This is a genomic window from Neobacillus sp. YIM B06451 (assembly GCF_032667185.1).
Lineage (GTDB): Bacteria > Bacillota > Bacilli > Bacillales > Cytobacillaceae > Bacillus_D.
The window spans coordinates 446,140-470,097 of sequence record NZ_JAVFKJ010000002.1 but is presented as its reverse complement, the minus strand read 5'-3'; the positions used below and the strand labels follow the sequence as shown (position 1 = coordinate 470,097).

Genomic DNA, 23,958 nt, shown 5'->3' with positions numbered 1-23,958 from the left:
ATGTATACATAGCAGTTCGAAAAAATTCCTATAGGGGAGCTGAAAAGTAAATGATTAGGAAACTCGGCCAGGTAATGCTGTATGTGAACAACCAGGATGACGCAGTGGATTTTTGGACAAATAAGTTAGGATTTAGCGTGATTGCTGAAGAAAACAACGGCCAGGGATTCAGGTGGATTGAAGTCGCACCAAAAAACGGCGGCGGTTCTTCCATCGTCATCCATAACAAGGAATTCGTCGAGAAAATGTCGCCCGGATTAAATCTCGGTACGCCATCTCTAATGTTTTTCACAGAAAATTTGGAGGAACTGTACGAAGACCTATCCTCTAAAAATATCAAAGTCGGGGATATCGTAACAATGCCAGGCGCCCGTGTGTTCAATTTTGCCGATGGAGAAGAGAATTACTTTGCGGTGTTGGAAAAAAAGTGACGAGTCAAACGAGCAACCTGGATCTTCAGGGACTTTGGGCAGCTGGAATTTTCTATTATGACACTTTTGAGGAAACCTATATCGGTTTAAGTGATCAAGGTTTAGGATTTATCTATTATATGAATCCTGCTTCCGATTACATTGAATTATTTAAATGGGAGATTACTGGCCAAGACGAAATTTCAATATTTGTGAATAAAACATATACGTTTTACGATGAAGAATTATCGGAAATGGAAGATAGTTGCGAAAGAATTGAGAACATCAGAGTTAAAAAATATAAAAAAATGAGCTTTACTGAGGAAATGCTTGAAACAATAGAATTTTCACAACCACTTTTTTTGAATGATTCAGTTTTTGGGCTTGATGAAGAGGATATTCGTACATGTCATAAGTACAGGAGACTGAAAAAACTTATTGGAGAAAATCTTCCTAATGAATTTAAATACTTGTAAACTGAATTCCTTCTTGGGGAAGCCACACTAGTGGGAAAAAATAAATTACCTAAATCCTATATTTTTTTATTCTATTGCTGCCAACCGGCGGCTTTTTGTTTATTCTTAAAATAATCGGTAATTAGAAGCGAAACAAACTAGGAGGCAAAGAAAATGATAATCTTGCACTGTTTAAAAGAGAGTGAGTGGGAAAGAGTTATATTTTCGGGCTTTTAGAAGCTTGTTTTCCTTCCCAGGCTTTCATCAGGTTTTTATGAAATTCCTTTGGTTTTTCGATAAAAAACCATTCGACCGAGTGCGCGGTAGTTGGCATCCACTTATTGCGGCGGGCCCTTATTTTCTCATGGAATGTATAATGGGGATAAATGACTGTCGATTTCATCCCTCTAAAATTCATGTAGCGAATGCTCTCTATTTCTTCCCAATAAACCTTATTGCCATTGAGATCTATAACAATGCCTTCCTCGTCCCAATAAAAACCGTTGCCCTGGCTTCGCTTTCGTAATAGATAAGTGGCGTAAACGATGAATAAGAGAGGGAAACTTAAAGTAAGTAAAAGGCCTGCAGTAGCCTTTTGAAGTAAAGAGAAAATGCCCAAACCGAACCAAGTAAACCCAAACACCATAAACACGCTGATTGCCAGCAATGAAATCCGATATACTTTCATCTCTTCACTCCGTTTTCCATCTATACTGATTTGTCCTATTATATTAGCATGGTACAAAGCGGTTGCTTTGTACCAATTTTAGGTAAGGTGAAGCGGGAATGCGACAATTTTTAGAGAGGGAGGAGTAAGCGATGCCATGTGTACACGAGTTTGGAGTAATAGATGTTTTGGACAAACAGGCAAATTTTCAAGAATACAACCCTGACAAATACAATTGCATTTCCGTTCACGATGATATCATCGAGACGCTGGTTGATCGGCTGACTAGCATGAAAACGTATTTCCACTCGCTTGGCCGCCCGGAGTTTGGGCTGGCCTATTACGGCATAACGATTATTCCACCGGAATCCCTGTCGTTTTTTTATGAAGTTGTTTCGGCCTCAAGTGATTTTAAAAAGTCCGAGGAACTTGCTGAATTGGCGGCTAAAATCATTCAAGGAAGCGAGGAAAGGAAATATATGATTCATTACGGGGTTTAGGCTATTGTGCTGAAAGCAATCAGTATAATAATGGGGGGGTTATACTGATGCGCTTAAAAAGCCATACCACTTTTAAAAAATCTCAGGTATGGCACCTAAGATTAAAACAACCCCATTGTTATTGCGTATTTCCAATCAAGAATTGTGCCGTTTCCCCCCAATGCGCGGTTTTGGGTAATCATAACCAATCAAACTGATTCTTGATTTTCCTTCCCGCCTCTTTTTTCAAGCAATTCAATAATCCTTTTGTTTTGTTCAATCTGTATTTCGGTATTTCTTTTAATCTTTAAAATTGAAACCACGAGTACAATCACAGCTGTAGGAATAGCGAGTGTGATTATTAGAGACATAAATCCCATTAAACTAGCCATACAATATTCCTCCTTAAGACCTTTCTTCAATTTTACCATTCAATAAAAGGAGATTCCCCAGTTTTTGTAGAAAACAATACAGGTTGCGGCTTTTTTAGGTCATTTAAAGAGGATTTAATGCCAGTACAGCAATGAGGAGAGAGTCCTTCGGTCATTAAAAGAGCATTTATTGCCCGAACCGTAAATACTATTTTATAAATCTCCCCCGAATTGCACTAAACATGTGCGGTTTCAGGAGCAAGTGAAAGGAAGTGCCAAAGATTGAATTTAGAAATGGTAATGAAGGAGCTTGAAGCGCTTGGCAAAGAACGAATGAAAAAAATATACATATCCAACGGCGCGCATGAGCCGCTTTTCGGCGTGGCTACAGGCGCTATGAAACCACTCAAAAGGACAATAAAAATAAATCAACCCTTGGCTGAAGAACTTTATGCCACGGGGAATTACGATGCAATGTACTTTGCTGGCGTTATTGCAGACCCAAAAGCCATGACTGAAGCGGATTATGATCGCTGGATTGATGCGGCTTATTTTTACATGCTGTCCGATTTTGTTGTGGCCGTAACTTTATCGGAGTCGGATATTGCACAGGACGTTGCGGATAAATGGATATCAAGTGGTGAAGACCTTAGAATGTCGGCTGGCTGGAGCTGCTACTGCTGGCTTTTAGGAAATCGGCCCGATGTTGAGTTTTCAGAAAATAAGATTTCCGAAATGCTTGATAGGGTGAAAAATACGATTCACGACGCGCCGGAACGGACCAATATTTCAATGAATAATTTTTTATACACCGTTGGGCTTTCGTATTTGTCGCTCCATGAAAATGCAGTCAAAACCGCAAAGGAATTAGGTATTGTAGAGGTGAAACGGGACAAGAAAAAAAGCAGTTTTTTGAATGCTTACGAGCGTATTCAAAAGGATGTTGAAAAAGGAAGGATAGGTTTTAAACGGAAGTATGTAAGATGTTGAAACCACTTTAAACGTGATTCTTCTTTTATGCTGTTATATAGTTTAAAACTGTCCTTGGCATTTAGTGAAATTACCGTGAACCCCCATGGATTGAGAAGGCAAAGAATCGGAAGTTGAAGTTGGAGCGGTATATCATCTGTTCTGGTGGAATGATCTTTAAATAAGATGAACTTAGTTGAATGCTAAGTTCATTTTTCTTTTGATTTAAATCGCTTTTCTACTTAGGTAACTTCTGTAATCATTCCTGTACGAAAGATGTTATTACTATTACCTCCATCAACTGGTATAATTGTATTATAATGGAAAACACATAATGTCGGGTGGGATGACGTTTGCGAAATTTCAATAAAGTAATTCTTTTTGTGTTTATTATATTCGTAGCAGCACTTTTATTAATTCCTGAAAAGAAGGTTCAAGAAACGATTGGCAAAAAACATGAGCCAGAATACGGAAATGAAGTGAAAAATCTCGAAGTCTTCGCGCGCATTTACGGGTATGTCCGTTATTTTCATCCTAGTGACGAAGCTGCCAACATCGATTGGGATGAGTTTGCCATTTATGGGGTGAATCGAATTAAGCAAGCGAAAAATGAAGAGGAACTTTTACGTGCTTTAAATGAACTGTTCACTCCAATTGCACCAACCATTAGCCTCTCATCTCAAAAGGTAGTCAATCCAAATAACTCGGACAAAGCTCCTAAAAACGCGGTTTTGGTCATTTGGCAACATCAACGTGATTTCCAAAGTTTTGATTACTCCAGTGAGAGAATCTATTCCGAGAATTCAAATTCTATTATGCTATTTGATCAATCTTTTAAATATGGTGACAATACAATAAACAAAAAGATCGAGAAAATACATTTGTCTTTACCAACTATTCTCTTTTCTGTTTCGGAACAAACTATTGGAAGTACAAAAGAATCGAAAAAGAACCTGAAAAAATTAGAGGACAATATACATCAGTATTTGTCTGATTATGATTCTTCCTATGATAATGAAGATGTTCGAATAGCAAATGTTATTATTTCTTGGAATACGTTTCAGCATTTTTACCCATATTTTAAGGAGATTCCTATTGATTGGGTAGGGCAGCTTCCAAAAAGCATTCAGGCAATGAAAAATGTTAAGAATGAAGAAGGCACTTATGACGTTATGAGAAATATGGCAGCACAACTTAAAGATGGCCATATTGGCTATATCCAAAATATTAATCCGTCCGTGGCTCTTTTTAAAATTCCTATTAGTGTAAAGCATGTTGAAAGAAAATTAGTTGTTACTTTTTCCGAGGTAAAAGAAATTCAGCCTGGAGATGTACTTTTGAAACTGGATGGAAAAGATGCACTTAAAGAATTTAAGAATCTAATGAAACAGACTTCTGGAACAATACAATGGAAAGAGCAGCAAGCGGCATTCAATTTATTGGCGAGCCAGGATCAGCCCGAAGCAAAATTAATAGTTGAAAGAGATGGCCAACTCATAACAGTTGATGCCCCTTATAATTACCAACCAACGAAATTTATCGATTACGTTTATGATCGAAAGAAAGATTTTTCAGAGATAGAACCAGGGATTTATTACATTAATTTTTTTAGTGATGATAACCAATTAGATGATAACATGATTTCCAAACTGTCTGAAGCTAAAGGAATTATCGTGGATATAAGAGGATATCCCAGAGGAGACACTCCTAAGGTCTTTCTTAGCCATTTAACAGATAGAAAGTTGGATACTGCCAGGTTTTTAAAACTTCAGCCGATCTTTCCTGACCATAGTGATAAAAATGGTTATGAAAATGGAAGCTGGTCAATTGAACCAAAACAACCGAAAATTAAGGGCAAAGTGGTATTTTTGACAGATGCCAGTGCCATAAGTTATTCCGAAACCATTATGGGGATTGTTGAACATTATAAACTGGGGGAAATTGTCGGTGAACCGACTGCCGGAACAAACGGAAATGTGGTTCAAATGTTCTTGCCGGGGGGCATGAAGTTTTATTGGACAGGATTAAAGGTGGTCAAACATGATGGCAGCCAACATCATAATGTAGGAATTTCACCTACTGTACCTGTTAAAAATACAATTAAAGGCTTGACCGAAAAAAGGGATGAACAGCTGGAAATGGCAATAAAATTAATTAAGGAAAATTGACTGGAAAATCCCTTTAACTGAGCGGAAAAAGGAATCAGCATACCAGGCAAACGACTCGTGAAAAAATGGTTTGCGAACGTGAAATTGGGGACAACAAAAGAAATAACTATGGTAAACTCATACCACAATTAAAAGTTTTTTTATAATAACAAATTGAATTCGAAAATTGCATAATCAATGCCAATGTTCATTATCTTCTAAAGCAGTGTGATTTCAATTGAGAAATCCACTGCTTTTTTATCGACCGGGGAATTGTTTTTGGGAAATGAAACTTTTAATAAAATTTGGCAGTATAATGAAGTGGTGGCCCTTATTGGAAGGAGTTGAAGACAGTGAGCATTTTTTCAAGGATTAAGGATATGATGGGAAGCAAAATTGATACCATTGATAAGGATGAAGATCTGGAAAAAATGGTTGAACAAAATTTACAAGACCTGAAAAAGGATTTAGGGAAGGTAAAAGCGGAATTAACATCATGTTTGCTCCAAGAGCAACGCTTGAAGCGGGAACTGAATGAATGCCAGGAAGGTATTGAGAAAATGGAACGGTACTCCGTTAAGGCTCTGGATGAGGGCAATGAAGGAGACGTAAGAATGTTTCAAGAGAAAAAGGCGGTTATGGAAGAAAAATTGTCCGAGTTGCAAGCTGCCATTCAGTTGGCTTCAGCGAAATCCCAGCAGTTAAAACCGATACACGATCAGCTCATAGCTGATATAAATGAATTGGAATCTATTAAAAGGAGCGGTTTTTGACCGCTTCCATACATATAGTTCATACAAAGGGGTGATTTTGTTCGTGATTCTTCATTATAAATGCCCTAGCTGTGGGAGTGATATGGGGTTTGATGCTGATTCAGGCAAACTGAACTGACAAAGCTGCGGAAGACATGAAAATATTGAAAATTATCCGGAAGAGCTTGTGACAGCCAGATTTTCTGACGATGAAGCAAAGGAATACCATTGTGAGAATTGTGGGGCTGTTCTTATTACGACAGCTGAGACTGCGGCAACAAGATGCAGTTATTGCGGAGCTGGTGTCGTCATTGCCGATCGCCTATCAGGCCAGCTTGCACCTGCAAAAGTCATTCCTTTTACAATTAGCAAGGAAGAAGCAATGATGGCATTTCAAAAATGGTGCCGAAAAGGCCTGCTTACTCCAAAAGACTTTATGACAGCAGATAGGATAAAAAGTATTACAGGGATGTATGTGCCGTTTTGGTTGTTTGATTTGAATAGTAAAGTGCAGGTTAGCGCGGAATGTACGAAGGTTAGAACCTATTCACAAGGAGATTATATTTATACAGAAACAAAGTACTATGATGCCTTCCGTGATATCAATTTAGATTATCTTAAGATTCCAGTTGATGCATCCGTCAAAATGAATGATGAGTTAATGGATAAATTGGAGCCCTATCCCTATGATCAATTAAAGGATTTTAGGACCCCTTACTTGGCAGGGTATATTGCTGAAAAATACAACTTTACAGATGAAGAGCTGCTCCCCAGGGCGAAGGAAAAAATCAGCGGCTATGTAGAGTCCTATATTAAATCTACCTTTTCAGGCTATCATTCGACCAATTATAAATCTAAACATATTGATACGAGAAATGTAAAAAGCCATTATGTTTTATTGCCAGTTTGGATGATCAGCTATGATTATAAAAATTCCCCCTATACGTTTGCGATGAATGGACAGACAGGTAAGGTTGTCGGTAAACCGCCAATCAGCTCAGGTAAGGTAACGGCGTGGTTTAGCGGCGTCGCAGCGGGAACCTTCTTTGCTTTAAAATTTGTCTCTTTTATGATGGGAGGCGGTTTTTGGTGAGAGAACGCCCTATGCAAAAACGAAGGTTTCTTGTGTTATTGATGCTGCTGCTGGTTTTGCCCTGGGGGATGCCAACTGCGAAGGCAGAAACCTTTGACCGGAATCATTATATATATGACAATGCCCATTTGTTAACGGATGATGAGTCGGCGGAACTTCAACAGGTAGCCAGTGAACACGCGAAAGAGAGAGAGACGGCTTTTATCATCATTACCTTAGATGGCACTAATGGAAAGGATATCGTCCAGTATGTAGAGGATTTCTATGATGAGCATGGGCCAGGATACGGCCAGCCATATGGAAATACAGCTATCCTAGCCATTGACATGAATGAGCGTGATGTCTATTTGGCTGGTTTTAAAAAAGCTGAGCAGTATTTGGATGATAGCCGGCTCGATCTCATTCGTGAGGAATTGACCCCCGATTTATCAGGTGGCCAATATTTTGCAGCTTTCTCAATATTCCTCGATAGAGCCTATGAATATATGAATATTGAGCCGGATGTCGGAACGGGTAGCTATTCGGGCAACGGATCGGTTGGAAGCCCGCAAGTGAATAATCATTATGAATTCGCTAGCCAACCATCTGAAAATATTTTTTTTCAATTGTGGTTTCAATTAATCGTCTCGCTGATCGTAGCGGGAGTGGTTGTCATGAGCATGGCCTACGGTGCTGGTGGCAGGGTCACGGTAAATGCCCGAACCTATATGGATAGTCATCGATCAAAAGTAATAAACCATTACGATAACTTTGTCAGACAAACAGTAACGAAGCAGAGAAAACCGTCTTCTAATACTAATAGCGGCGGCGGTGGCGGTGGCGGTGTCACAAGGGGCGGCCATTCGCATAGCGGCAGCAGAGGGAAGTTTTAAAAGGAATTGCTGGAGCAAGCTCGGAAACATTGAATGGGAAGGAGTAGATGTAATGTCTTTTTTTAAAAACCAATTTGCAAATGTAGTAGAGTGGCAGGAATTCAGAGATGACATGATCTTTTATAAGTGGAATAACCGCGAAATAAAAAAGGGGAGTAAACTGATTATCCGTCCTGGCCAGGATGCAATCTTTTTTAAAAATGGGAAAATAGAGGGGATATTCCGCGATGAAGGTGAGTATGATATCGAATCGCAAATTGTTCCCTTCTTATCGACTTTAAGGGGATTCAAGTTCGGGTTTAATAGCGGCATGCGTGTAGAAGTGCTGTTTGTGAATACGAAAGAGTTTGTCGTGAAATGGGGAACGCAAAATGCGATTAACATTCCCTCACTAGGGCTTCCTGGCGGCCTCCCAATACGTGCGAACGGAACGTTTCATTTTAAAGTGAATGATTATATTTCCCTGATTGATGAAATTGCTGGTGTTCGCGAGCACTATTTAGTAGAGGATGTCCGAATCCGGATTACTTCGGTTCTCGATCAGCTTTTGATGAAGTGGATTTCCAGGGAAGGAAAGGATATGTACAACCTGCAGGCCAACTCCTTCGACATTTCCAAAGGCATTCAAGAGGATTTGGATATGCAGATGGTGAAGAGCGGGATATCGATTACTGGGTTTAATGTCATGAGCTTTAGTTATCCCAAAGAAATTCAAGAAATGATTACGAAAAATGCTTCACATGGGATGGTTGGTGACGTGAACCGCTATCAGCAAATCTCAATCACAGATGGCATGGCCACCGGCAAGATGAGCGGCGGAGGAGCAGCCTCCGATATAGCGGGGATGATGATTGGGATGAATATGGCAGGTAAAATGATGAATCAGATGAATCAGCCAACTCCTAATCAGCCTGTTTCTATGGAAAATACCGATCTGGCAGACGGGCAAAAGAAACCGAACTTTTGCCCGAATTGCGGCCACAAAACAGAAGGCGCCAAATTCTGCTCAAACTGTGGACAAAAGCTTGTTTAATATCGGTGTCCGTGATCAAGGATATAATGAATAACCTAATTTAGGATGCATCATAGAAAAAGCCACCGTGGCTGGTGGCTTTTTCAGTGTAAATTTCAAGTTATTGGAGTTTTCTAATTCCTTCTTTGCCTTCGTTTGTGACGTAGGAATGGTATAGCTCTCCGTTGAGGTGGAACAATCTGTAGAAATAATGACCACCAGGCGGAGTGACGTCCTCTAGCAGTTTCATGGTGGTTGTGTATTTTAGAATTCGGTCTGAGCTTTCCTTGCGTTCAATTGCGTAGATGGCGCCTTTATGATAAATGATGTCTTTGAGTTCTGTGTTGTTTAGTACAGCCAGCTGCTTTGTTTCAAGGCTAGCGAAGGAGATTGTGTTGATTAAGTAATTGTTGCGCTCCTCGATGTTCGTAGGAGTAAAAACGTACATTTGAGTGTCATCGTAGGTCATGTTTTGACCGAGACTATTAAAAATCGTGCTGGTTGCCTTGATTTGTTTTCCGTCATCTGTAAATGGGCCATCCCAGCCGTAATGCCCTGCTGCCTTGATCGCCTCGTCAGATTTGAGAAGATTGTAGTAACTCGCCTCATCACCGATATCAGCCCATGTCAGGTCGATGTGGTAGTACTGGCCGTTCAGCTTGACCATGCTCCAGGAGTGAGCCATCGGCCTGCTTGTAACTTGATAGGCGGTGATGCCGAGTTCCCGAAGTATGTCGTTCAACGCATATGTATAGCCGTCGCAATACGCCTTTCCAAACACAAGCGCCCCAAGTGCGGTGTGGTAGACCGGATAAGGGCCCCACAGATCATTGGTCCTGATGATTTCCGCGTAGCCTTCTTCATCATACTCAATCATGTTTACCAGGGTGTCGTGAACATACAGGATTTTTGCAAGGTCGTTCTTTTTGAGCTTGGCCTCTTTAATAATTGCCGCCTTTTTCTTCTCCAGCTCGTCATAAATATTGAGTTCGTATTTGCAATAGGATTCTTCGAGTTTCGCTTTGCTTGGCGTCTCATATTTCACGGCTTCATTCCGCTCAACGTACAGACCCCCGCCAACGCTCAACAACCCTGGCTTAAATGCATAGATGCGGTAAAAATCTCCTTTTTTAAGAGTTCGGACGAATGTTTTCGTACTTCCGCTCACTTTGTACAGCGGTGTGTTTTTCAAAATAGTCAGCCTGCCGATCTGCCCCTTTTTCAGGATTGCCCCATTCCACCACACCACCTGTTCAGTGGGTGCATCCATCCATTGCGCCCGCTTGTAGTATTTCACACAATCGGCGTTTTCGTAAGCATTTGCAGCTGGCGGATTGAGAAGATAGATAAAAAATAATAAACCAAGTAAGGCAGTTAACTTTTTCATGCCGGTCCTCCCTCGTATCGGTTAAAACACGATACCTGATAAAAGGATACCATGGAAAATTGTGCTAAATTGTGAAAAAGTTTTGACACTTAGGCAGAGGAGGTACGAGTAAATAGTATCTTACTCTGCCCTTGTTTAATGATATCTTACTTGCTTAGGATTCAAAGGTGTTTGCCTGGACCTTCTGATTGATAGTTTGATTGCTGTGTTTCCATAAACCTATTGCTATCCATATGCAGCCCAAGGCGACCAATAACCCGTGGGCTACTCTCAACGGTTGCCCAACAAAAAATTGTGGAATATATAGACAAATCCCAAATGCGAATGGAATGCCACTCCATTTCGGAAATTTGCCCGACTTCCAAATTGCAAAAGCAAATAAAATTGTGGCAATGCCGAGCATTAGGAGTCCAATAAGGAACATAACTAGGCCTGCACCCGAACGGACGATAGTTGCTAGACTAATCAATTCAGCTGACTGTTGCTTTACCGCTTCCTGTCCAATGGCATGCAGACCGAATGTCTCCCCTCCATAAAAAGGCAAAATAAGACCTATCCCTACTAAACATAACACTAAAGCCCAAAAGGCAAGTGGGCTTACTGATGTGCTAATCAATGAGTTGTGAAGCCCAAGTAAACCGAGAGGGAGTAGTGTGAAAGCAACAATAGCTAGCATATGTGCGACTAACCATTCGGTGGAGGCGAAGGCTGTGGCACCTTCCAAGGATGTTTCATCAGAAAAGGGGCGGATCGCAGGATAAAGCACAAACAAAATTCCTGAAATCACGAGGGATGAAGCACTTAGGTAATTCAGTAGTACCTTTGTAGACGATGGCATGAGTTTTTCCTCCTTGGTTTGAAAAGTGGCTGAATAAACATCTTTTTGGTTAAACACGTTGAAAACAATAGTAATCTTTATATCTAATTCTACTTCAAGAAAATAGAAAAATATTTTTTTATCAAAAGATTTTATTAAGTTTTCTTTGATAAACCAATGCTTGCTTTTATTTAATTTTGCTGGATATTAACATTTTTTCTTTTTGTAAAAGTAAAATAGATGGAAGAACAACTTTCCAGCCACCTTGGAAAATAAGGAGATAAAATGAAGAAGAAAATTACGAAGCTATTACTTATTTTCTTAACAATTTCATTGATAGGTTCAGTACTTCTTGTATTCGTTTCCTCATTACTATTTTCCCCACAGTATGTTTTTAGGACGATCGTAAATGGAAATTCGGATGTTATGGATTATAAAGTATTTCCTGAACGGATTATTCAGAAAAGCTCTCAGCCCTACCGGTATAAATACCACCTGGATGAATCTCTAAAAGACATGTCAGTAAACTATACGCATAGAGGAGTAGGCAGAAAAAAATCGCTAAATATTTTTCTAAAGGAAACAAACACTACGTCATTTATCATTGTCAAAGATGACAAGGTAGTCCTTGAAGAATATTACAACGGATATGACAAGGATTCAGTTAATACTTCATTTTCTATGGCTAAGTCAATTGATTCGTTGCTAATTGGAAAGGCGATTGAAGATGGTTATATTAAAAGCGTAAAACAATCAATATCTGATTATATAAGTGAGTTCAAAGGAACGAATATGGAGAGCATTACAATTGAAGATTTGCTGCTGATGCGTTCAAACATAAGCTATGAGGAAGGGAAGATTTGGTTTGGCGACGATGCGAAAACGTATTATATGCCTGATTTACGTAATTTAGCGTTGACCCATAATGATCTGACGGAAAAATACCAGAGCAGATTTCATTATAACAATTATCATCCTTTGTTACTTGGCATCATACTGGAGCGAAGTACGGGAAAACATGTAGCTGACTATTTCGAACAAGAGGTTTGGGATAAAATCGGAGCAGAAAACGGTGCCTCATGGAGTCTTGACAGTAAAAAAACAGGCTTTGAAAAAATGGAGAGCGGTATTAATTTTAAAGCGATTGATTTTGTAAAGATAGGCAGTATGTTGCTGAATGGTGGAACGTGGAATGGCCAGCAAATAGTAAATGAAAAATGGATAAAACAGTCTACACTTAGCGAATTCCCTCTAAATAGTGATGAATACAATGGCTCATTCTTAAAAAATAGAAATATAGGATACAAATACATGTGGTATAGTACACCGAATAATAATGGCGGTTTAGACTTTTTTGCGATGGGAAAGTATGGACAGTACCTATATATGTCTCCGGAAAACGATATTGTCATTTTAAGAACGGGTAAATCGTCTGGAAATGTAGATAGATGGGAGGATATCTTTAAAGAAGTATCTTTCAAAATAGGTAAATATAAATCCGATACAGAACCTTAAAATGTAGGTAGACATGGCTCTCCTTTCCTAAACATGATGGAAATGGAATCAATAAATCTTAAGCAGATAAATGTAAAGAACCTCTTTTAAGAAGCGTTACAGTGAACCGTATTACAAGTGATGGTAAAGCAGAAAGTGGAAATTGTGCTTGATTATCAGTAGTTAAATAAGTTATTTACCACAAATATTTACAACAACAAAAAGTAAGAGGTCCAAATCGTAAATAATTGGACCTCATTATTACTTTAATTATTTATAAATGATTACGATAGCTTTCCATGAATTAAAACTTCGCCACAGAGAATAAAGAAATTTAAGTTCTTTCAAGGTAGTTCATTAGCAGTTATTTCTTGAAGATGGTTAATTACGCATTCACTGCAAGTTGAATCATCAGTTGAATACCCGCTGGAATTGCAGCTTCATCTAGATCGAATTTTGGGTGATGGTGAGGGTACGAGCTGTTTTCACTTTTCATCCCGACATGAATAAATGCTCCGACTTTTTCCTTCAAGTAGAAGGCAAAATCTTCTGCCCCGAATATGGGTTCAATGGGTGAGAAGACTTCTTTGCCAAATGTTTTCTCGATAATTCCTCTCGCAACGTCACAAGCTTCTGGATGATTGTATAGTGGAGGAGTTCCTTCGATTAATTTTAAATGTCCCTTTGCATCAAAGCTTTCACAAATGGACTCCGTTAACTTGGCCGTTTTCTGAAGCATCAATTCGGCACCTTCTTGCGTTAAGGCTCTTATTGTTCCTGAAAGTATTACTTTATCAGGAATTACATTGTAGGACATACCCGTTTGGATTCCCGTAATTGAAATCACGCCACCATGTATAGGATTTAAATTACGGCTGCCAATGGACTGAAATGCTTGTATAAGGTGACTACAAATATAAATGGGATCCACCGTTTCATGTGGGCTGCCAGCATGGCCACCTTTACCTTCAATCACAATATCAAAGTCATCACTTGATGCCATGAAAGGACCTACTGCAAAACCAATTTTACCCAAAGGGATATTTGACATATAGTGAATACCGTAAATGGCATCAACATTATCAAATATTCCTTCTTTTACAAGTTGTTGTGCCCCGCTTGGCGACATTTCCTCAGAGCTTTGGAAAATGAGAACAATGTTGTTTTTTACCAAATGTGCATTTTCACTCATCCACTTGGCAGCTGCCAGTAAAGTAGCAGTATGGCCGTCGTGGCCGCATGCATGCATGACGCCAGAAACTGTTGAAGAATAGGGCTTGTATCCTTCTTCAATAATGGGCAGTGCATCCATATCTGCTCGTAAAGCGATGGTTTTTTCACCATCTGTTCCTTTAAAATAAGCGATGACATTGGGCCCTGAAAATTTTTCTACTATCGGAATCCCTAATTCGCCTAATTTTTCTCTTACATAAGCCGCTGTTTGATATTCTTGTCCCGATAATTCAGGATACATATGAAAATGTCTGCGTTGTTTAATCGACCAGTCAATTAGCTGTTGATCAACGTAGTGTAATTTAAACATAAAGAACCCCCATTAGTTCACTAAAATGGGCCATACTGAATGGCTTGTGCAATAATTAGAAAAATAATACTAATAATGATTTGGATAAAGATAAATGGTAAAACCCACTTAATCCATTTTGTAAAAGGAATTCCAGCAACAGCTAGTCCTGCAAGCAAGACACCTGAAGTAGGAAATAAGGAATTCGAAATACCATCTCCAAGTTGATAAGCAAGTACAGCCGTTTGTCTTGTTATGCCAACAAGATCAGCTAATGGTGCCATAATTGGCATTGTAAGTGCGGCTTGTCCACTTCCAGACGGCACTAGGAAATTTAAGAAAAGTTGTAAAAAGAACATTCCGATGACAGTGAAAAAAGGTGATAGTTGACTAAGTAAGGTAGAGGCAGAGTGCAATATCGTATCGATTAATTTTCCATCTTGTATAACGACAAGAATTGCTTGAGCAAATCCAATGATTAAAGCTCCGCCAATTAATTCTTTTGCTCCATCAATAAAACCATCTGCAATCTGACTTGCGGATAATTTTCCTACAACCCCAAATAGAATGCCAAATAATAAAAACAATCCTGCAATTTCAGTAATATACCATCCATATTTGATAACACCAAAAATTAAAACAACAAAGTTTAGTAAGAATAACGTTAATATTATTTTATGACGGAGAGTTAACAAGACATCTGTCTTTATTTTTGTTTGGTCTTCATTTGTAAAGTGACCTAAAAATCTAAGGTTTGGATTGGCTTTAACTTTTTTCGCATATTGGTATACGTATAGTACTGCAGCCAAATACAATACAAAAAAGAGTACGATTCTTAAGCCAATACCAGAGAACGTAGGCAATTCTGCAATGCTTTGTGCAACTCCGATATTAAAAGGATTGAGAACTGCAGCCATAAATCCAATTCCAGCACCCAATGAAACAATTGCATATCCAACGATAGCGTCCAACTTTAACGATACAGTTAATGGTGCAATGATAGCAATATAGACAATCGTTTCTTCGGCCAATCCCATTAAGGCACCGGCTACGGCAAAAAAGAACATAAGGACAGGAATTAGCAGTAATTCTCTATTTCCTAATTTCTTTGTGATCGTAATGATGAAAGCATCGAGGGCGCCCGTAGATTTTAAAATTCCAAATGCTCCCCCAACAATTAAAACGAAGAATATTATGCCAGCTCCATTAATCATCCCAACATGAATATTATTAAAAATATCTAAAAATCCAACAGGGGATGATTCTGTATATTGAAATGAATCTGGAACGACTAAAGTTCGACCGTTTTCTTCATATCGCTCATACTCACCTGCAGGTAAAAAATGTGTGAGGACAGCCGCAATAACAATAATACAAAATAGTAAAACAAACGCGTTTATGTTAAGAGCTCTGGTCCCTTTTGTTTGTTCGTGATGCATATATATAAACTCCTTTACTTTTTACTTATCCTTTGTTGAATATTAATGCAGTTTATTTTAATTTATATTCATATACAATTCAATATTTCAAAAGTTTTTTTGAAATCATTAATTTTATTCTTAATTAGGACATTTAACCAGTTGCCCTTCTCATAATTGTGAATATAAAGCAAAAAAGACCCGAATTATGCAAAAATATAAAAAAGCATAAAAGGGGTATTTGACTGGAAGATCACCTATGGAATGTTCTTGAGATTTTAATAGTAAGACCCAACTAGGGAATATGACTAGTTGGGTCTTTTTACTTCAAAACCTACCCATTGTCCCCATGTCATTTCCTCGCAATGAACACTACTAACCTGGTAAAGGTTTTGCTTAATGTAAGCTCGAATGGAAGTCGAGTTGCATTGTCACATCTATATTTCTGGTTGTCCCTTGACTGTTGGGTAAATCATAAATGCTTCCCTTAAATAAGGTGTGACTCATTTAACATTTATGAACCACGACACAACGAAATTGTCTTTAAGTAGTAACGATTTGTATAAAACTTAAGTGGAATTGGAAATGCTTTATTAAGCGATTGATTGTGTTTTCCTTTGATTTCATCGCTTTCTCCTGCTAAAATCATATTATTATTTTTTTGAAATAGTAATGGTTTAAACCGAAATGTTTTCATAATAATTCATTTGATTTTAAGTATATTCATGATAGGAGCTAAGATATATGACAAAGTACACAGATTTAAATGTCCCACTTAGAACAATTATGACACCTGGGCCGGTTGAAGTTGATCCAAGAGTATTGAGGGCGATGGCTACCCCGATTTTAGGACAATTCGATCCAGCCTTTACGAATATCATGAACGAAACAATGGAAATGCTGCGTGCCGTATTTCAAACAGAGAATCAATGGGCATTCCCGGTTGATGGAACTTCCCGGGCAGGTATCGAAGCTGTCCTGTGCAGCATGATTGAACCTGGGGATAAGGTTTTGGTTCCCATCTATGGCCGATTTGGCTATCTTTTAACTGAAATCTGCCAGCGTTATGGAGCAGATGTTACGACTATGGAGGTTCCTTGGGGAGAGGTCTTTGACCCCCAAGAAGTCATCAACAAGATTCATGAGGTTTCTCCGAAAATTGTTGCCATCGTTCATGCAGAAACATCAACTAGCTGCATGCAGCCGTTAATGGAAATTGGAGAAGCTTGCCGAAAAGCAGATGTTCTGCTAGTTGTCGATGCTGTAGCTTCATTGGGCGGAGTCGACCTCAAGGTGGATGAACTTAAGCTTGATGCAGTCATTGGCGGTACGCAGAAATGTTTATCTGTTCCATCTGGTTTAGCCCCAATTACGTTCAACAAACGGGTTGAAGAAGTAATCAATAAAAGAAAAAGTATTGAATTGGGCTTAAGGGCATTTAACAGCGAGCCTTCCAACAATCGAATTGTAAGCAATTATTTTGATTTAGGCCAGTTGATGGATTATTGGAGCCCTGTCCGTCTAAATCATCATACTGAAGCGACAAGTATGCAATATGCTTTAAGAGAAGGGCTTCGTATTATTCTTGAAGAAGGACTTGAAACCCGGTTTGCCCGCCATAAGTTAAATGAAGAAGCATTAGTGGCAGGAATTAAAGCGATGGGCTTAAAGATATTTGGAGATGAACAACACAAGATTCCTGTTGTTACGGCAATTGAAATCCCTGAAGGAATTAACGGCGATGAAGTACGTTCCATGATGTTGGAGGATTTTGAAGTTGAAATTGCCAGCTCTTTCGGACCGCTTCACGGAAAGATTTGGAGGATTGGAACGATGGGCTATAGCTCCCGTAAGAAAAATATCCTTCACGTTCTTGCAGCATTAGAAGCAACGCTTATTCGGAAAGGCTTTAATCTGAATAGAGGCGAAAGCTTACAGGCGGCATTAAATGTATATGATGAATTTAAAAAGCGGAATGTTGAAAAGGCCGAAGCAAATTAAAAAGAACGATAGGGACTTGATTAAATTATAGTACCACTTGAACAAAATCAAACCATTCTCAATTTAAATAAAACAAATAACACGTCGTGCAATTCTTATGGGAATCACACGACGTGTATTCTTTTAATGGGAAATAATATGATACGATGCGGAAAAGGTTATGCTATGAAGTAATTAAACAAATCGAACCATATGGTGTTGATTCGCGAAAAAAACTTGAATGTAGCCATATGGACAAAGATTGAGAAGGTGCGAGAATTCAATGATAGAGCAGCATGTAAAGTCGATATTGCAAGGTGCAAGTTCCAGAATTATGGCAAAAAAGATCATGGTATCGATAATTGGAATAGCGCTCATTTGTATTGGAGTGGCGTTTAATAACAATACATTGTTTGGGAATGACCCGGTTGGTATCTTATATGATGGCGTTCGGACTACATTCAATTTTAGCCGAGCGGAACTAGGAATCATTTCAAACTATATTAACATTGGTTTAATTTTATTGTTACTTTTCTTTGGAAGGAAATATGTAAACTTAGGAACCGTTTTGTATTTGATTCCTTATGGGCTACTCGTATCCTTTGGCGGCCAACTTTATGAATTCCTTTTTGATAATAGTATTCTTATGCATCGAATTTCAGGTGGATTAGCCGGATGTATCTTACTTTATACCGGTCTTGGTTTATTTGTTGCCAGTAATATAGGTGTTGACCCATTTACCGGCTTAATGTTGGCCTTGCGGGATAAAACAAAATGGAGTATTAGTCGGGCAAAGGTAACCATGGATTTAAGTCTAATTGTTATTGGATTTTTATTAGGTGGTAAATTTGGAGTCATAACTATATTTACTGCTCTTACGACAGGACCAGCTATTCAATATTTAAGCCAATTCTTTGATAAAAAACTGTTTAAAGAAAAACCAAAGAATGTAGAGGAGGCCGTTTAAAGCTTTGAGTAAAAACAGAAAAACGTTATCCTAGTATTTAATGCCTTGGGCACCTATGATTTATTCTATACTACTAAGATTGAATTCCTTTAAATATTTCCTTTGACATAATTCTACGAGTATAGTAAATTTACATTTGTAAGCGGTTTAATTTTTTTCAAAAAAAATGAAACGTTTCACATTTGTAAGGGGAATCGAATTGGGAGTGACAATTAAGGATATTTCAGAAAAGACAGGTTTATCTCTAGGGACGATTTCAAACTTTTTAAATGGGAAAAATGTAAGGGAAAAAAATAAATATTTAATCGAAACAGCCATTGAGGAATTGGGATATAATGTTAACATGTCTGCCCGATCGCTTAAAACAAAACAGTCAAAGTTGATTGGTTTAGTCATTCCATCGACTGGGTTAACATTTTCAGCCAAACTAGTTTCCGTCGTCGAAGAAATTTTATCAAAAAAAGGATTTATGGTCATGATTACAGTCATCGGCCACTCCCCGTTTTTAGATTATCAAAAGTTAATTAATTTACAATCTAGAAATGCGGATGCTATGATTATTATCCCTTCAACAAATAACGAGGCATTGGAGAATTGGCTAAAGAGCCTAAGAAGTTCGATTCCAATTATCATACTTGATCGGATCATTGAGGATTATAATAAAGCGAAATATGTTTTAGTCAATAATGAAAGCGCATCAAAAATGGCTGTTGACTATCTGAACCATAAAAACCATAAATTGATCTCCATTATTGGGGGAGATATGGACGGTTATACGACGATTGAACGGATGAAAGGCTATAAAAAATCCTTAGAAGAGAACCATATTGAAATGAATCCTGAGTATATCGTTTATAGTGATTTTACTAAGCGCGGCGGGTATCTAGCCTGCGAAAAACTTTTTCAATTAAAAAATCTCCCATCAGCTATTTTTGTAACAAACTATGACATGACATTAGGCGTAATCGAATACTTGAATGAGCACAACATACAAATTGGCAAGGATATTTCATTAATTGGTTTCGACTTAGATGAATTAACTAAAATTGTGAATCCCACCATAACAATGATTATCCAGCCAATAAGAGAAATGGCAGAATATACTGCATATCGGCTACTGGATTTTTTAAAACGTGAATCTTATGAGAGAACGCCTATGATTTTTACTTGTATCCTTAAAGAAGGCGGATCTGTAGCTGAACTTGAATAACACATATTTTTTTAACATGAAAATGAAACGTTTCAAGTATTTGGATTTATACAATTCTATTTTATTTAGAAGCAAAATGAAACGTTTCAATTATTTGGATTTATGCAACTTTATTTTTTAGGAGTAAAATGAAACGTTTCAAGTTTTTGGATTTGCTTATCCCCTATTTTTAAAAATGAAACGTTTAATCTATCTCAATAACATTGAAAAACAACCAAAATTTGACTACAGAAAAGAGGAAAAAGTATGGACATCATTAGAGGGATCATCGGTTTAGCCTTCATTTTTGGTTTAGGTTATTTGATAAGCTTCGATAGAAAGAATGTTCGATATAAACCGATGGCTATCATGATTGGGTTGCAGCTTGTGATCACATTTGTTTCTTTAAACACCGCAGTTGGGATAAAAATTTTAGGGGCAATTTCTGACTTTTTTAGTTGGTTGTTGAAACAAGCAGAAGGTGGTACCAACTTTGTATTTGGCGGTATACAAATGGAATTTGTCTTCTTTTTCCACGTATTAATGCCTATTGTTTTTGTATCAGCGTTACTTGGAATTTTAAATTATATAAAGGTTTTGCCATTTATTATTAAGTGGACAGGAAAACTAATCAATAAGATTACAGGGATGGGAGATCTCGAAAGTTATTTTGCACCTTCCACGGCTATTTTAGGACAGCCTGAGGTGTTTATCACAATTAAAGAACAAATCTCTAAAATGAAACCGCAGCAGCTTTATACCATTTGTGCATCGGCAATGTCAGCTGTTGCTGCAGCCACATTGGGAGCTTATATGACAATGGTTCCAGGCCAATATGTAGTAGTTGCTGTATTTTTAAATATTTTTTCAGCTTTAATTATTTCTTGCGTTGTGAACCCTTACGATCCAAAAACAATCAACGAAGATGCTTCAGTTAATTTGGTAGGTGCAGAATGGGTAAGTGCAGAACGCGAAGTTAGTGCAACAAGTGAAGTAAGTGCAGCAAGTGAAGAAAGGGAACCGTTTTTCCAAATGTTGGGCACGTATATTTTAGATGGTTTTAAATTAGTAATCATTGTCTCAGCCATGTTAATCGGTTTTATGGCTTTAGTAACGTTATTAAATAATTCATTTGAAATTATGTTTAATATTACGTTTACAGAAATTATGGGTTGGGTCTTTGCGCCAATTGCATTCGCATTAGGTGTCCCTTGGGATGAAGTCGTTAAAGTTGGCAGTATCATGGCTACGAAACTAGTTACGAATGAATTTGTTGCAATGGGTGAGTTGGCAAAAGTCGCTGAAACATTGTCTCCAAAGGCACATGCGATGATTTCTACTTATTTAATTAGTTTCGCAAACTTCGGAACATTAGGTATTGTATCGGGTTCAATTAAATCCATCGATGAAAAACAAGGAAAAATGGTTGCTAAATATTCAGTGAAACTTTTAGTAGGTGCCACAATGGCCTCCATGCTAACTGCGACAATCGTCGGTATGTTTTTTTAATCGGTAAGGGGGCCTTATTGGTCCCTTTGTCCCATGCTGGACGAATCGTAAATCAAAATTCTTATATAGGGTGACAAACATGGAAAAAAGAAAAATCATCATAGACACAGACCCAGGCATTGACGATACGTATGCGATTGTAGCCGCCTTAAGTTATGGTGGCTTCGATGTAGTAGGAATAACAGTTGTAGCTGGTAATGTAGGTTTGGATAACTGTGTGAATAACGCTTTAGGGATTGTTAATTTAATGAATGCCGACTGCCGAGTTTATCCGGGAGCACAGGCTTCATTGGTAGCCCTTGAAAATGCTAAAACATATAATATAGAATCTTCGGTCCATGGAGCAGGAGGATTGGGTACCGTTACTCTTACTCCTGACCTAACGAAACTGTCAGATACTCAAGCAGTAGATTTTATTTTAGAAACAGTAAAGGCAAACCCTGGAGAGGTTGAACTCATAACCTTAGGACCACTAACGAATATTGCATTGGCCATTCGCAAAGATAGGGAAACGATGAAAAAGGTGAAAAAGATCTGGTCTATGGGCGGCGGAGTTCGCTATGGAAATGTAACTCCTGTAGCTGAATTCAATTATTGGGCTGATCCGGAAGCCGCAAAAGAAGTGTATGAGTTGATAGGTGAAGATGTTGAAATAAATATGATCGGATTGGATGTTACACAAAGCAGCCGGATTACACTGGATGATTTATTTTTCTTAGAAACAGAGTGTGGGCATTTAGGATCATTGTTAAGTGAAATGTCCAATCATTATAAAAAAATGTATTGGGAATCTCTTCGAATCACAGGGGTTGTTGTTCATGATTTAGTTGCGGTCATGCTTGCGATTGACCCTAGTTTAAGTGATGAGGATGACGTCTATAAACGAGTCAACTTAAAGATGGAATGCGAAGGAATATGCAAAGGACAGACGGTAGTTCAATTATCCCCTAGTGATGAACCTGGAAATGCAAATGTTTTTATGGGAATCAACAACGACAACTATAGGAAAGCCGTCTTCAAACTTTGCTTCCCGGAATCCTATGCCAAGTATACAAAATATATTTTATAGTTGGGACAAGGTGTTTACTGAAATCTTTATCGGAAAAGAATGAAAAGACAAAGATTGAATCGCTGTTAAAAAGCAGCCATTCAATCTTTTTTTTGTTCCCTTAAAAGTAGTGTGTGTTTTTCCGTCTCTTGAGTATAGGTATATATAGACCGATTTTTAGGAGGGATTAGGAATGGAAGAGAAAGAGTTGCTATTAAAACTGAATGCCGAACAACTATTAATGCGGGTGATTAGATACAACCATTTTGTTTACCTAAATGCACCAGAACCGGTTAGGTCATCAGAATTAAGAATGATTCTAGAATCGATTTGTAAAGCAGTGGCATCAACAAAGGCATTCCAAGGCCAATCAGAGCTGAGCCATAAAGATTTTATCAATGAGCACTTAGTAAATAAATGGGCTAAAGAAAACGAGGATTTCTTTAGGGGGGCTGATGAAGAATCATTAGAACAATTGCAATACCATGTTAATAGGAAATTATCCGGTAGGGTTGAAGCAATAATAAGGGTTATTGAAGAAGAAAAAGAAGAGGAGGAATTGGAGCAGTTACATAAGCAGCATGGGGTTGCAGATTTAGAGCTTTATAGACTTAAAAAGATTTTCGATGAAATACATTCGTAAACCAAACTGTTCAAATGAAATCAGTTTGGTTTTTTATTTTTTTCAAATAGTAAACGATAAAAGGGAGAGGAAAATGATGTGCCAGCCACGTAAAATATTTATTGAAACATTAATCGAAAACAGCTTATCTGAAGAGTTTGACATGGCAATGACCGAATGGGTAGGGCTAGGGGAGATTTCTCGACTTGAACTAAACTTTACCCCAAATTGTGAGCTTTGCGGTGCAGCTGTATATGAAGTGAATCATGTGATCTATAATGTCAAAACTAAAAAACAGCTTAAAATTGGCTCAGATTGTATTAAAAGATTTGAATCGAATAATCAGAGATACATAAATAAAAAACCGCAGTTTTTTAGCAAGCTTAGAAAAAGGCATAAACAAAACCAATTGAGGATCAAACTAAAGGATCAATATCATTTTATGTGCAATCAAATTATACCAAGTACAAGGATGTTCAAGGAATTCCGAAGGGACTTAATAAGAATACTAAAATCTTATAATAAATTATACTGGCTCGAATCTCCTGAAGGAGCTATTAACATACTAACAAAATTGCTCAAAAAGACTGAATACACGGAAATGGAAGTAAAAAGAATAGAGTTACTGCTAACTGAGCCCAAAAAAGCAATGAATATTAGAGTGAGAACACCAAGAGGGCCTAGAAAAGTTCTCGATAAATATGGGGTCGTTATGAATTGGAGTTAAGGTTAGTAAAGTGCTAACCATTAAGTAGAATGGACAGTTACTTACCAAAAT

Annotated in this window: 23 protein-coding genes; 17 read left to right on the top strand and 6 right to left on the bottom strand. The window is 38.0% G+C overall.

The features are described from left to right. The first annotated feature begins 50 nt into the window (after positions 1 to 50). Both RB160_RS06915 and RB160_RS06910 read left to right on the top strand, forming a co-directional pair. Positions 51 to 431 (top strand): VOC family protein, encoded by a 381-nt coding sequence (locus RB160_RS06915; protein WP_316569494.1) that lies wholly within the window; start codon positions 51 to 53, stop codon positions 429 to 431. Next, positions 428 to 886, top strand: a complete 459-nt coding sequence (locus RB160_RS06910) for a hypothetical protein (protein WP_316569493.1) — start codon at positions 428 to 430, stop codon at positions 884 to 886. The genes RB160_RS06915 and RB160_RS06910 overlap by 4 nt, the downstream gene beginning before the upstream one ends. A 196-nt stretch (positions 887 to 1,082) precedes the next feature. Here RB160_RS06910 and RB160_RS06905 read toward each other — a convergent pair whose 3' ends face one another. After that, entirely contained in the window at positions 1,083 to 1,553 is a 471-nt protein-coding gene (locus RB160_RS06905) for a hypothetical protein (RefSeq protein ID WP_316569492.1), read from the bottom strand. A gap of 131 nt (positions 1,554 to 1,684) precedes the next feature. Between RB160_RS06905 and RB160_RS06900 the strand changes: the two genes are divergently transcribed. Next, entirely contained in the window at positions 1,685 to 2,032 is a 348-nt protein-coding gene (locus tag RB160_RS06900) for a short-chain dehydrogenase (RefSeq protein ID WP_316569491.1), read from the top strand. A gap of 188 nt (positions 2,033 to 2,220) precedes the next feature. On the opposite strand, the gene RB160_RS06895 is transcribed toward RB160_RS06900, so the two are convergent. Then, entirely contained in the window at positions 2,221 to 2,403 is a 183-nt protein-coding gene (locus tag RB160_RS06895; protein ID WP_316569490.1) for a hypothetical protein, read from the bottom strand. Positions 2,404 to 2,664: 261 nt separating this feature from the next. Here RB160_RS06895 and RB160_RS06890 point away from each other — a divergent pair, with 261 nt between their 5' ends. From RB160_RS06890 to RB160_RS06865, 6 genes are all read left to right on the top strand, one after another. Then, positions 2,665 to 3,372, top strand: a complete 708-nt coding sequence (locus RB160_RS06890) for a DNA alkylation repair protein (protein WP_316569489.1) — start codon at positions 2,665 to 2,667, stop codon at positions 3,370 to 3,372. Positions 3,373 to 3,704: 332 nt separating this feature from the next. Further along, entirely contained in the window at positions 3,705 to 5,519 is a 1,815-nt protein-coding gene (locus RB160_RS06885; protein ID WP_316569488.1) for a S41 family peptidase, read from the top strand. Positions 5,520 to 5,851: 332 nt separating this feature from the next. Continuing rightward, complete coding sequence (locus tag RB160_RS06880) at positions 5,852 to 6,271, top strand: PspA/IM30 family protein (RefSeq protein ID WP_316569487.1); 420 nt, start codon at positions 5,852 to 5,854, stop codon at positions 6,269 to 6,271. A gap of 142 nt (positions 6,272 to 6,413) precedes the next feature. Then, the gene (locus RB160_RS06875) at positions 6,414 to 7,343 is read left to right on the top strand and encodes a TFIIB-type zinc ribbon-containing protein (protein ID WP_316569605.1); all 930 of its coding nucleotides are present in this window, start codon (positions 6,414 to 6,416) and stop codon (positions 7,341 to 7,343) included. Further along, on the top strand, positions 7,340 to 8,215 hold the full coding sequence (locus RB160_RS06870) for a TPM domain-containing protein (RefSeq protein ID WP_316569486.1): 876 nt from the start codon (positions 7,340 to 7,342) through the stop codon (positions 8,213 to 8,215). Before RB160_RS06875 ends, RB160_RS06870 begins: the two co-directional genes overlap by 4 nt. 52 nt (positions 8,216 to 8,267) lie before the next feature. Next, a complete protein-coding gene (locus tag RB160_RS06865; RefSeq protein WP_316569485.1) occupies positions 8,268 to 9,248 on the top strand; it encodes an SPFH domain-containing protein in 981 nt (326 codons plus the stop codon). A gap of 100 nt (positions 9,249 to 9,348) precedes the next feature. On the opposite strand, the gene RB160_RS06860 is transcribed toward RB160_RS06865, so the two are convergent. Both RB160_RS06860 and RB160_RS06855 read right to left on the bottom strand, forming a co-directional pair. Continuing rightward, a complete protein-coding gene (locus RB160_RS06860; protein ID WP_316569484.1) occupies positions 9,349 to 10,614 on the bottom strand; it encodes a transglutaminase domain-containing protein in 1,266 nt (421 codons plus the stop codon). A gap of 154 nt (positions 10,615 to 10,768) precedes the next feature. Then, positions 10,769 to 11,452: a hypothetical protein gene (locus RB160_RS06855; RefSeq protein WP_316569483.1), complete on the bottom strand. Its 684-nt coding sequence runs from the start codon at positions 11,450 to 11,452 to the stop codon at positions 10,769 to 10,771. A 264-nt stretch (positions 11,453 to 11,716) separates the two neighbouring features. On the opposite strand from RB160_RS06855, the gene RB160_RS06850 reads away from it, so the two are divergent. Beyond that, a complete protein-coding gene (locus RB160_RS06850) occupies positions 11,717 to 12,946 on the top strand; it encodes a serine hydrolase domain-containing protein (RefSeq protein WP_316569482.1) in 1,230 nt (409 codons plus the stop codon). 364 nt (positions 12,947 to 13,310) lie between these two features. On the opposite strand, the gene RB160_RS06845 is transcribed toward RB160_RS06850, so the two are convergent. Together RB160_RS06845 and RB160_RS06840 are read right to left on the bottom strand one after the other, a co-directional pair. After that, the gene (locus tag RB160_RS06845; protein ID WP_316569481.1) at positions 13,311 to 14,468 is read right to left on the bottom strand and encodes a M20 metallopeptidase family protein; all 1,158 of its coding nucleotides are present in this window, start codon (positions 14,466 to 14,468) and stop codon (positions 13,311 to 13,313) included. Positions 14,469 to 14,488: 20 nt separating this feature from the next. Then, positions 14,489 to 15,886, bottom strand: a complete 1,398-nt coding sequence (locus RB160_RS06840) for a YfcC family protein (protein WP_316569480.1) — start codon at positions 15,884 to 15,886, stop codon at positions 14,489 to 14,491. Between the two features lie 723 nt (positions 15,887 to 16,609). On the opposite strand from RB160_RS06840, the gene RB160_RS06835 reads away from it, so the two are divergent. The 7 genes from RB160_RS06835 to RB160_RS06805 all read left to right on the top strand — a co-directional run bounded on the left by RB160_RS06835 (position 16,610) and on the right by RB160_RS06805 (position 23,907). Continuing rightward, on the top strand, positions 16,610 to 17,866 hold the full coding sequence (locus RB160_RS06835) for a pyridoxal-phosphate-dependent aminotransferase family protein (RefSeq protein WP_316569479.1): 1,257 nt from the start codon (positions 16,610 to 16,612) through the stop codon (positions 17,864 to 17,866). 262 nt (positions 17,867 to 18,128) lie between these two features. After that, positions 18,129 to 18,812 (top strand): YczE/YyaS/YitT family protein, encoded by a 684-nt coding sequence (locus tag RB160_RS06830; protein ID WP_316569478.1) that lies wholly within the window; start codon positions 18,129 to 18,131, stop codon positions 18,810 to 18,812. Positions 18,813 to 19,017: 205 nt separating this feature from the next. After that, on the top strand, positions 19,018 to 20,022 hold the full coding sequence (locus RB160_RS06825; RefSeq protein ID WP_316569604.1) for a LacI family DNA-binding transcriptional regulator: 1,005 nt from the start codon (positions 19,018 to 19,020) through the stop codon (positions 20,020 to 20,022). A gap of 246 nt (positions 20,023 to 20,268) precedes the next feature. Then, a complete protein-coding gene (locus tag RB160_RS06820; RefSeq protein WP_316569477.1) occupies positions 20,269 to 21,510 on the top strand; it encodes a NupC/NupG family nucleoside CNT transporter in 1,242 nt (413 codons plus the stop codon). A gap of 79 nt (positions 21,511 to 21,589) precedes the next feature. After that, entirely contained in the window at positions 21,590 to 22,579 is a 990-nt protein-coding gene (locus RB160_RS06815; RefSeq protein WP_316569476.1) for a nucleoside hydrolase, read from the top strand. A gap of 172 nt (positions 22,580 to 22,751) precedes the next feature. Continuing rightward, positions 22,752 to 23,201 (top strand): hypothetical protein, encoded by a 450-nt coding sequence (locus RB160_RS06810; protein ID WP_316569475.1) that lies wholly within the window; start codon positions 22,752 to 22,754, stop codon positions 23,199 to 23,201. Beyond that, positions 23,185 to 23,907 (top strand): hypothetical protein, encoded by a 723-nt coding sequence (locus RB160_RS06805; RefSeq protein ID WP_316569474.1) that lies wholly within the window; start codon positions 23,185 to 23,187, stop codon positions 23,905 to 23,907. The genes RB160_RS06810 and RB160_RS06805 overlap by 17 nt, the downstream gene beginning before the upstream one ends. The last annotated feature ends 51 nt before the right edge of the window (positions 23,908 to 23,958 follow it).